The 10,306-nt window shown below is 44.9% G+C and carries 11 protein-coding genes, 2 rRNA genes and 1 riboswitch; all 13 genes read right to left on the reverse strand.

Annotated elements, in window-relative coordinates:
* Nucleotides 1-14: 14 nt before the first annotated feature.
* On the reverse strand, nt 15-1,442 hold the full coding sequence (gene purF, locus E2R53_RS19240; RefSeq protein WP_133313367.1) for an amidophosphoribosyltransferase: 1,428 nt from the start codon (nt 1,440-1,442) through the stop codon (nt 15-17).
* Nucleotides 1,418-3,646: a phosphoribosylformylglycinamidine synthase subunit PurL gene (gene purL / locus E2R53_RS19245; RefSeq protein WP_133313368.1), complete on the reverse strand. Its 2,229-nt coding sequence runs from the start codon at nt 3,644-3,646 to the stop codon at nt 1,418-1,420. Before purL ends, purF begins: the two co-directional genes overlap by 25 nt.
* Entirely contained in the window at nt 3,630-4,313 is a 684-nt protein-coding gene (purQ, locus tag E2R53_RS19250) for a phosphoribosylformylglycinamidine synthase subunit PurQ (protein ID WP_133313369.1), read from the reverse strand. Before purQ ends, purL begins: the two co-directional genes overlap by 17 nt.
* Complete coding sequence (gene purS / locus E2R53_RS19255) at nt 4,310-4,564, reverse strand: phosphoribosylformylglycinamidine synthase subunit PurS (protein WP_070875309.1); 255 nt, start codon at nt 4,562-4,564, stop codon at nt 4,310-4,312. Before purS ends, purQ begins: the two co-directional genes overlap by 4 nt.
* Complete coding sequence (purC, locus tag E2R53_RS19260) at nt 4,552-5,277, reverse strand: phosphoribosylaminoimidazolesuccinocarboxamide synthase (RefSeq protein WP_070875317.1); 726 nt, start codon at nt 5,275-5,277, stop codon at nt 4,552-4,554. Before purC ends, purS begins: the two co-directional genes overlap by 13 nt.
* A gap of 222 nt (nt 5,278-5,499) precedes the next feature.
* Entirely contained in the window at nt 5,500-6,792 is a 1,293-nt protein-coding gene (gene purB / locus E2R53_RS19265) for an adenylosuccinate lyase (RefSeq protein WP_133313370.1), read from the reverse strand.
* A 16-nt stretch (nt 6,793-6,808) separates the two neighbouring features.
* The gene (gene purK, locus E2R53_RS19270) at nt 6,809-7,939 is read right to left on the reverse strand and encodes a 5-(carboxyamino)imidazole ribonucleotide synthase (RefSeq protein ID WP_435796807.1); all 1,131 of its coding nucleotides are present in this window, start codon (nt 7,937-7,939) and stop codon (nt 6,809-6,811) included.
* Nucleotides 7,926-8,414, reverse strand: coding sequence for a 5-(carboxyamino)imidazole ribonucleotide mutase (gene purE / locus E2R53_RS19275; RefSeq protein WP_133313372.1), 489 nt, complete (start codon nt 8,412-8,414; stop codon nt 7,926-7,928). The genes purK and purE overlap by 14 nt, the downstream gene beginning before the upstream one ends.
* 117 nt (nt 8,415-8,531) lie before the next feature.
* A riboswitch (purine riboswitch) is annotated at nt 8,532-8,633 on the reverse strand.
* 87 nt (nt 8,634-8,720) lie between these two features.
* Nucleotides 8,721-8,921 (reverse strand): NETI motif-containing protein, encoded by a 201-nt coding sequence (locus tag E2R53_RS19280; RefSeq protein WP_133313373.1) that lies wholly within the window; start codon nt 8,919-8,921, stop codon nt 8,721-8,723.
* Nucleotides 8,918-9,460 carry a DUF2179 domain-containing protein gene (locus tag E2R53_RS19285; RefSeq protein WP_133313374.1) on the reverse strand — a complete coding sequence of 181 codons (543 nt, stop codon included), beginning with the start codon at nt 9,458-9,460 and terminating at the stop codon, nt 8,918-8,920. The genes E2R53_RS19280 and E2R53_RS19285 overlap by 4 nt, the downstream gene beginning before the upstream one ends.
* A gap of 281 nt (nt 9,461-9,741) precedes the next feature.
* Nucleotides 9,742-9,966 (reverse strand): hypothetical protein, encoded by a 225-nt coding sequence (locus E2R53_RS19290; protein WP_133313375.1) that lies wholly within the window; start codon nt 9,964-9,966, stop codon nt 9,742-9,744.
* 24 nt (nt 9,967-9,990) lie between these two features.
* A 5S ribosomal RNA gene (gene rrf, locus E2R53_RS19295) occupies nt 9,991-10,106 on the reverse strand.
* 90 nt (nt 10,107-10,196) lie between these two features.
* A 23S ribosomal RNA gene (locus tag E2R53_RS19300) occupies nt 10,197-10,306 on the reverse strand; the annotation flags it as partial.

Raw genomic sequence — 10,306 nt, forward strand, 5'->3', positions numbered from 1 at the left:
ACATTCCCCCGCTCTTATTTCGTCATTACTTCTTCCTTTTCATGTGGCAATTCTGTATCTGGATAAATTTCAGTCGGATATTTCCCTGTAAAACAAGCTAAACATTGACCGCGGCGTTCTCCTTCATAAGGGCGTCCAATTCCTTCAAGCAGACCTTCTACACTTAGGAAAGTCAGCGTGTCAGCCCCAATTATTTTGCGGATCTCTTCCACTGAGTGGCTCGCTGCAATCAATTCTTCCGTTGATGATGTATCAATTCCGTAGAAGCATGGATTGCTGATAGGCGGTGACGTAATGCAGACATGCACTTCCGTTGCTCCCGCTTCTCTCAGCATGTTAACGATTCTGCGGCTCGTTGTTCCGCGCACGATGGAATCATCCACCATGACAACCCGCTTGCCTTCAACAACGCCCCGTACGGCAGACAGCTTCATTTTCACGCCCTGCTCTCTCAGAGACTGTGATGGCTGGATAAACGTTCTGCCGACATAACGGTTTTTGATCAATCCAAGCTCATACGGAATACCGGATGCTTCTGCATAGCCAATCGCTGCTGAAATACTTGAATCCGGCACCCCTGTGACAACATCTGCTTCAAATGGAGCTTCAACGGCCATGCGTTTCCCAAGGTTTTTGCGCGCTGTATGAACATTAATGCCGTCGATGTTGCTGTCAGGTCTTGAAAAATAAATGTATTCCATGCTGCAGATCGCGCGGTTGACGTTCATGGAGAAGCGCTCTGAATGCAAGCCGTCATCGTTAATGATCAACAGCTCTCCAGGTTCAACCTCACGAAGATATTCAGCACCGATAATGTCAAAAGCACACGTTTCAGATGCGACAACATAAGAGTCGCCAAGCATGCCGATTGATAATGGGCGAAGACCGTTCGGATCCAGCGCAACCATCATTTCCGTTTCCGTCATGATTAAGAAAGCATACGCTCCTTTGATCATCGTCAGGGCATTTTTAATTTTATCCTTCATTGAGAAGTAACCGCTTCTCTTAATTAAGTGAGCAAGCACTTCTGTGTCTGATGTTGATTGAAAAATACTTCCCTGATTTTCAAGCTGATGCTTCAGCCCGTTTGCATTCACTAAGTTCCCGTTATGGGCAAGAGCCAGGCCGCCGCTTTCAGAACGGAAAAGAAGCGGCTGAACATTTTCAAAACCGCCTCCCCCAGCCGTCGCATAGCGAACGTGGCCGATGGCTCCTTTTCCTTTAATATCATTCAGACGGCCGCCGCTGAATACTTCTGTGATCAGGCCCTGCCCTTTTACACAAGTCAGCTTCTTCCCGTCCGTTGAAACAATCCCGGCACCTTCTTGACCTCTGTGCTGAAGACTATGCAAGCCGTAATATGTGACTTGCGGTGCCTCAGAGTGTCCCCAAATTCCGAACACTCCGCACTCTTCGTTTAACCCTCTGATTTCAGCAAGCATGGAATCGCTCCTCTCCAAGCTGTTTCAAGCGCGCTTACATTCGATTGAATTAAGATTTCGCCTGTTTCATTCTTCACAGTGAAGGCTGCATCTTCTGTTACGCTTCCGATTAGTGCAGCATCTGTCATTTCTTCAAAAGCTGTCTGGTGTTCAGGCTTAACTGTCACGATAAAGCGGGACTGTGTTTCACTGAACAGCGCGGCAACTGCTTCGCCATTTACTGTGATGCTTGCGCCAAGTCCGTTCGTGCCGAATGTGCTTTCTGCAGCTGCTACTGCCAAGCCGCCTTCTGCTACGTCATGGGCAGAGGCTACTAATCCTGCGCGAATGGCTGCAGATAATTGCGCCTGGCGCTCTGCTTCAACTCCAAGGTCCATTTCAGGTGCTTTGCCGAAAATCTTGCCGTGTACCATTTTTTGCAGCTCGCTGCCGCCAAATTCAGCTTTCGTCTCTCCGATCAAATAGATCAGGTCGCCTGCTGCTTTGAAGGATTGTGTTGTAATGTATTTTGTATCTTCAATGAGTCCAACCATCCCGATAACAGGTGTCGGATAAACAGCCGTTCCGTTTGTTTCATTATAAAGCGATACGTTTCCGCCAATTACCGGTGAATTCAGCACGCGGCATGCTTCACTCATGCCATCAGCTGCTTTTTCGATTTGCCAGAAGATCTCTGGCTTTTCCGGATTCCCAAAGTTCAGACAGTCTGTCACTGCAAGAGGTCTTCCGCCTGAGCAGACGATATTGCGTGCTGCTTCAGCAACGGCAATCATTCCGCCAACCTCAGGATCGAGGTAAAGATATCTTGAGTTGCAGTCTGTTGTCATCGCAAGTGCTTTATTTGTATCGCGAATACGGAGAACCGCTGCATCAGAGCCAGGCGCTACAACCGTATTTGTGCGGACCATGTAGTCATATTGATCATAAACCCATTCTTTGCTCGCAATTGTCGGCTGTTTTAAGAGGTTCAGAAGCGTTTCTTTCAAGTCGCCCACTTCAGGCGTGCTTGCTTCCATCTCCTGAAACTCTTTGTAATAAGCCGGCTCAGCAGATGGCTTGTAATAGACTGGTGCTTCTTCTGCCAATGCATCAACCGGAATTTCTACAACAACCTCACCTTTATGGAGAAGACGGAGCATTTTATCATCTGTTACAACCCCGATTGCTTTTGCTTCAAGCTCATATTTGTCAAAAATGTCGGTGATTTCTTTTTCACGGCCCCGTTCAACGACTAATACCATCCGCTCCTGTGATTCTGAGAGCATCATTTCATAAGGTGTCATTCCTGCTTCACGCTGAGGCACTAAATCTAAATTCATCTCGATGCCTGAACCTGCTTTGCTCGCCATTTCAGCAGTCGAGCTTGTAAGTCCGGCAGCTCCCATGTCCTGAATGCCAACAAGAGCATCGCATTTTATAACCTCTAGACAAGCTTCAAGCAAAAGCTTTTCCATAAACGGATCGCCTACTTGGACAGCAGGGCGTTTTTCATCTGATGCATCTGTCAGTTCTTCTGATGCAAATGTAGCGCCGTGAATGCCGTCGCGTCCTGTTTTAGCGCCCACATACATTACGGTATTGCCGATTCCTTTTGCTACACCTTTTTTAATATCTTCATGGTTGATTAAGCCGACGCACATCGCATTTACAAGCGGATTTCCATCATAAGAAGGATCAAACTGAATTTCTCCTCCGACTGTAGGAATACCGATGCAGTTTCCGTAGCCAGCAATACCTGCGACAACCTCTTCAAACAAATAGCGAACGCGAGGAGATGTTAATTCCCCGAAGCGCAGAGAGTTTAATAGAGCAATAGGACGAGCACCCATCGAAAAGACATCACGGATGATTCCGCCTACGCCTGTTGCTGCCCCTTGATAAGGTTCAATCGCCGAAGGGTGATTATGGCTTTCGATTTTAAACACAACTGCCTGCTCATCTCCAATATCAACGATCCCTGCACCTTCTCCAGGTCCTTGAAGAACATGCTCGCCTGTAGTCGGGAACTTCTTTAAAACGGGCTTGGAATTTTTATAGCTGCAGTGCTCTGACCACATGACAGAGAAAATGCCGAGCTCTGTATAATTCGGCAGGCGTCCCATAATCGTTTCAATCATTGAAAACTCATCATCACTAACGCCCATTTGACGGTAGATTTTCTCTTCTTTAATCATTTGCTGTGTTGGTTCAAGCAGTAGTGACATGAGATTCCCTCCAGTTTTTCACGATCGATTTAAATAAGTTCAGTCCGTCCGCGCTTCCAAGCAGTGCATCAACTGCACGTTCCGGATGCGGCATCATTCCTAGAACATTTCCGCGCTCATTGACGATTCCCGCGATATCTTCCAAACTTCCATTTGGATTGTTTTCATATGTGAAGACAATTTGATTGTTTTCTCTTAATCTTTCTAAAGTCAGCTCATCACAATAGTAGTTTCCTTCACCATGTGCGATTGGAACAGAGATGGCCTGCTCTTTTTCATAGGCAGAGGTAAACATTGTTTTTTCATTTTGAACGATAAGCTTTGTCGGACGGCACATGAATTTCAAGTTTTCATTGCGCTTCATCGCACCAGGCAATAAACCTGCTTCAAGTAAAATCTGAAATCCGTTGCAGACGCCAAGAACCGGCTTGCCCGCTTCAGCAGCTTTAACAACTTCCTTCATGACATTTGCAAAACGGGCAATCGCACCGGAACGAAGGTAATCTCCGTATGAGAATCCCCCAGGAAGGAGAATGCCGTCAAAACGGCTTAGATCTGTTTCATCATGCCAAACGTACTCTGCTTCTTCTCCAAGCTCATCTTTGACAGCGTGGAACATATCGATATCACAGTTTGATCCCGGAAAAACGATGACGGCGAATTTCACTGTGCGACAACCTCCTCCACCTCATAGCGGTAGTCTTCAATGACTGTATTTGCAAGCAGCTTTTCGCACATTTCACGAACCGTTGCGTCCAGGTCACGCTCAGTCTTTTCAATCGTAAGCTCCATGTACTTTCCGATCCGAACATCGTTAACCTCTTTGTAGTTCATGCTGTGCAATGCGTGCTGTACCGCGCTTCCCTGTGGATCAAGAACGCTTTCTCTGAGTGTAACGAATACCTTTACTTTGTACATGCTGTTTCTCCTCCTAAACGATTTAAAATTTCTGAGTATGCATCTGTTAAGCTGCCGATATCACGGCGGAAAACATCTTTATCAAACTTTTCGTTCGTTTTTTCGTCCCATAACCGGCAAGTATCAGGCGAAATCTCATCTGCTAAAAGCAGCGTGCCATCCTTTGTTAAACCAAATTCTAATTTGAAGTCCACCAGGCGGATGCCGCAGTCTTTGAAATGGCTGATCAAAACCTGATTCACTTTTAATGCCGCTTCCTTCAGCTCCTGTACTTGCTCTTTCGTTGCAGCTTCAAGGAGTTCAATGTGATCTTCCGTGATAAGAGGATCACCCAGATCATCATTTTTATAATAGAATTCTACAATTGGAGTTTTAAGCGGTGTTCCTTCCTCAATTCCAAGTCGCTTTGAGAGGCTTCCTGCCATGATGTTGCGGACTACGACCTCAAGCGGCACAATCGAAACCTCTTTGACAAGCTGCTCCGTTTGGGAAAGCCTTTTGATGAAATGACTTTCAATGCCGTTCTCAGCCAGCTTTTCAAACAGCAGCGTCGAGATTTCATTATTCAAACGGCCCTTTCCTTCGATTTCAGCTTTCTTCTCACCATTGAAGGCTGTTGCAGAGTTTTTATATGAAACTAGTAAAACTGCATCTTCATTTGTGCGGTAAATTTGCTTTGCCTTGCCTTCATATAGCAGGTTCAACTTTTGAATAGTCATGAAAATCCTCCTGTTAACGACAGAATATTGGGAAATCGAAGTGCGGAATCGCCCGTTTAGCTCCGACAGACAGATAAGGATCCGACAGAAAAGGCGCTTTTTGCCTTTACTGGCGGAGCCGTTCTGGCCGAGGAGTTGGGCGATGGAGCCGGACACCACCGAAGTGCTTCTTTAAAAAAGAGGCAAATAAATTATTTACCTCATAGTTTTTTGATTTTATAAACCTAAACGCTCAAAAATCGTATCTACACCTTTTAAGTGGTAGTTGTAGTCAAAGCAGTCATCAATCAGTTCACTTGATAGACGGTCTGTGATTGTTCCATCCGCTTCTACCAGGCTGCGGAATGGCACTTGTTTTTCCCATGCTTCCATCGCTTTTGGCTGCACGATATCATAAGCCTGCTCACGCGTCATACCCGAATCAATCAAGGCAAGAAGAACACGCTGTGAGTAGATAAGGCCAAGTGTGCGGTCCATGTTGCGCTTCATGTTTTCAGGGAAAACCGTCAAGTTCTTCACGATGTTGCCGAAACGGTTCAGCATGTAGTTCAATGCAATGGTTGCATCCGGCAGAATGATTCGCTCTGCAGATGAGTGTGAGATGTCGCGCTCATGCCATAGAGGCACATTTTCGTAAGCTGTCATCATATACCCGCGGATGACTCTTGCAAGACCTGTCATGTTTTCAGAACCAATCGGGTTGCGTTTGTGAGGCATTGCTGAAGATCCTTTTTGTCCTTTTGCAAAGAATTCCTCAACCTCGCGTGTTTCACTCTTTTGAAGACCGCGAACCTCTGTTGCGAATTTCTCAATTGAAGTTGCAATTAAAGCAAGTGTGCTCATATAATCTGCGTGACGGTCGCGCTGCAATGTCTGAGTGGAGATTGGAGCTGCCTGCAAGCCTAATTTTTCACACACATATGCTTCAACAAATGGATCAATGTTTGCATATGTACCAACTGCGCCGGACATTTTTCCGAATTCAATGCCTTCTGCTGAACGCTTGAAGCGCTCCAAGTTGCGTTTCATTTCCTCATACCACAGGCCAAGCTTAAGGCCAAACGTCGTCGGCTCAGCGTGTACACCATGTGTACGGCCCATCATGACTGTGTATTTGTGTTCAATCGCTTTGTTTTTTAAGATCTCAACAAAGTTTTCAATGTCTTTTAAGAGAATATCGTTAGCCTGTTTTAAAAGATAAGAAAGAGCGGTATCAACTACGTCTGTAGAAGTTAAGCCGTAATGCACCCATTTTCTTTCGTCTCCAAGCGTTTCAGAAACGGCTCTTGTAAAAGCAACCACGTCGTGGCGTGTTTCTTCTTCTATCTCTTTGATGCGGTTAATATCAAATGAAGCGTTTTGACGAAGCAGCTTTACGTCTTCCTTTGGGATGTGCCCAAGCTCAGCCCATGCCTCACATGCAAGTATTTCAACCTCTAGCCAAGCTTTAAAACGGTTTTCTTCCGTCCAAATTGCACCCATTTCAGGTCTTGTGTAGCGTTCAATCATTGATAAATCCTCCGTTCTATTGTTGAGCCCATAGTTTATTGATCTCTGTTTCTGTCTCATCAATTACCTCTGTTAAAAAAGTGACGTGCCCCATTTTCCGTCTGTGCTTCGCCTCTTTTTTACCGTACAAGTATATCTTACCTTCGCGGAATAACGAAAGATTATTTAAAATAAGCGGCATATGTTCGCCTAAAACGTTGACCATCAGCCCAGGATGCAGCAGCGCCGGCTTTCCGAGGGGCAAATTGCATACAGCTCTAATGTGCTGCTCAAATTGATCCGTCTCGCAAAGATCAATCGTGTAATGACCAGAATTGTGCGGCCTTGGAGCAAGCTCGTTTATAAATACTTCACCGTCTTCTGTCACAAACATTTCAACGGCAAGTGTCCCGACCAGGCTAAACGCTTTTGCAAGCAGGTCTGCCTGTTTTCTTGCTTCTACTGCAACCTTTTCCTGTATTCTTGCAGGCACGATGCTTTGATGAAGGATATTGTTTACATGGATATTTTCTGCAATTGGAAAAGAGTTGATTTCTCCATCAGAGTTTCTGGCAACAATCACCGAGATCTCTTTTTCAAAAGACACCCATTTTTCCAAAATACATGCACCGCTGTTTAAAAGCTCTGAAGCTTCAGGAATATCGCTTTCCTGCCTGATCACAGCCTGCCCTTTACCATCGTAGCCACCTCTGCATGTTTTCAAAACACATGGATACTGAAGTTCTTGCACAGCAGCGGAAAGTTCTTCTGCCGTTTTGACAATCCTGTAGTCTGCAACCTTGCAGCCCGCGTCTGTAATCGCCTTTTTCTCTGTCTCGCGATCTTGAGTTAAAGCGAGAAGGACAGAACCTTGAGGCAGGTATGCATTCTCTTCAATCCATTTTAAAGCCTCGTAATCTATGTTTTCAAACTCGTAAGTTATCACATCACTAAGTTCAGCAAGCTTCTTTATCGCTGATAAATCATTGTATGAAGCAGTAATTTCATAGTCTGCAAGCTGTCCGCACGGTGAGTTCGGGGTCGGATCTAAAACAGCCACATCATATCCCATGCTTTTGGCAGCCACCGTCATCATTCTGCCAAGCTGTCCGCCGCCGATAATTCCAATAGTAGAACCCGGCAAGATCGTTTTGTTAGACAAGCTCATCACTGCTTTCCAGCACGTTTTTTTTCGTTCGTTCACGTCTTGTTTCCAGCGCTTCTTCAATCTCACCATTTGTTATGGATAAGATTTGTGCAGCAAGCAGCCCCGCGTTTACCGCTCCCGCTTTTCCAATCGCAACTGTTGCAACTGGAACACCTCCGGGCATTTGAACAATTGACAGCAGGGAGTCCATGCCATTCAGCGCTTTTGACTGAACAGGCACTCCGATAACAGGAAGCGTTGTCTTCGCTGCTACCATGCCAGGCAAATGTGCTGCACCGCCTGCACCTGCAATAATAACCTTTAACCCTCTATTTCTAGCATCTTCTGCGTATTCAAACATATAATCAGGTGTACGATGCGCCGAAACGACTTTTTTCTCGTAAGGCACCTGCAGCTCATCTAAAATCTCACACGCGTGCTTCATCGTTTCCCAGTCAGACGTGCTTCCCATAATAATTCCAACCGCTGCTTCCATTCTATATCCCACCTTTTTTATCCATAAAAAAAGCCCAGCATGCATCGCTTCTCTATAAGAGAAAGCAACACAAACCGGGCATCAGAACATTTTTAAAGAAAGCCGTTCCATGACAGGCTGAAAATTACTTTCCCTCATAGTCCAATAATTTACGGTTATCGGGTAGAAACTTTCGGGCCATATTCCCGACTTTATATGAGGTAAAATACATTCGTTTTCATATCCATGTTTATCATAACAGCACACTTGAGAAGTTGTCAACGCAAAATCGAACAATAATGTTTATCGAGACAAAAACGTTCGTATTTAGATCAGTTTTCCTTCAAAAACAATCTTTTTACCATAAGGTACCACTTCAATAGCACCATTTACCTTCTCTTCTTTAAAGATGGGCTCTTCCATTCTTCTTACAGGCATGTATCCTTCTTTTTGCATACGGGAAAGACAGCTGTCAATCGTCTCGCCATCAAGCACTTCAAACTTTCGCTTTTTAGGTTTATCCGTCATACCTCAATCTTGCTCCTTCTTACAGCCTTCACCCAGAAACCGCCGTGTATCGTTTTTGGTTCAAAAGCAATAATAAACGCCTTCGGATCAAGCTCCTTAATCGCAGCATATAAATTCAGCTCATACCTGCGCGGCGTCAGAATCTGCATCGCCAAACGATCGCCTTCGCGCCCGTTCGCCATCCAGTCTGTCACACCATATCCGCGGTCTCTTAAAATCGCCGGCAAATCCTTCTCACTCTCTGTTGAAATCACATTAACTGTAATATACCCGAGAGCAAGCTTCTCTTCAATCTTCATCCCTACAACAACACCAATGCCATAACCAACGGCATAAGCAATCAAGTTCTGAATCTCATTTAAATTATCGAGCACCAGCCCAAGGCCAATGACATAAATAACAACCTCAATCGTACTGATAAAAGCCGCTAAATACCGCTGACCCTTTAACGTCAAAATCATGCGTATCGTAAAAAATGATACATAAACAATATTGATGAGCAAGATGATTAACACCATCGTTACACTATTTGAAAGCAATCGACTTCCTCCTAACCGTGTTCTACCTTCTAATGAAGGTAACAGGTCATATCTTACTAAAGTTTCTGGAAAGACACAATGGGGGAATGGCGCGCGCGGATAGTTATATGCCGATTCCGGAGAGTGAAACGTGACTTCTGGAGAGTTAGAGCACTTTAACGAATCGCAGAACACGGTTTGCAGAGAGTAAGCTCGTGCAGCTCGTTGAAATGAGCGTTTGAAATGGTATTTAATAGATTAATTTTGCAAGGAAAGCTAGAAAGAGCCATTTTCAGAGTTATTTACATGTAGATTGTGTCTTTTTTAAAAAATTCGGCCTTGGCCTGGAGCTTCTGCTCAATCATACACTGGATGACAGCAGCTTTCCTATTTATGCTCGCTAACCGGTCATTTGTGCTCGCTCCCTGAAATTCACGCTCGTCTATGCTCCTTTTCTGCTCACTTATTTCAAACACGTGCAGCATTTTAAATAAGTTCTCTCTTTTTTCCATAAAAAAAAACAGCATCTCTGCTGTTCTCTTTTTATGCGTGCCTGGCAACGTCCTACTCTCACAGGGGGAAACCCCCAACTACCATCGGCGCTAAAGAGCTTAACTTCCGTGTTCGGCATGGGAACGGGTGTGACCTCTTTGCCATCGTCACCAGACAATATGCAATTGAAGAAAGAATGTTATTCTTTCAAAACTAGATAACGTATGATAACAAGATTCACTTACATATTACACTTTATTAGACTGTGGTTAAGTCCTCGAACGATTAGTATCTGTCAGCTCCACACGTCACCGCGCTTCCACCTCAGACCTATCAACCTGATCATCTTTCAGGGTTCTTACTCACTTACGTGAT

Origin of the sequence: Peribacillus frigoritolerans, from assembly GCF_004358755.1 — a bacterium.
Classification (GTDB): domain Bacteria; phylum Bacillota; class Bacilli; order Bacillales; family Bacillaceae; genus Bacillus_P.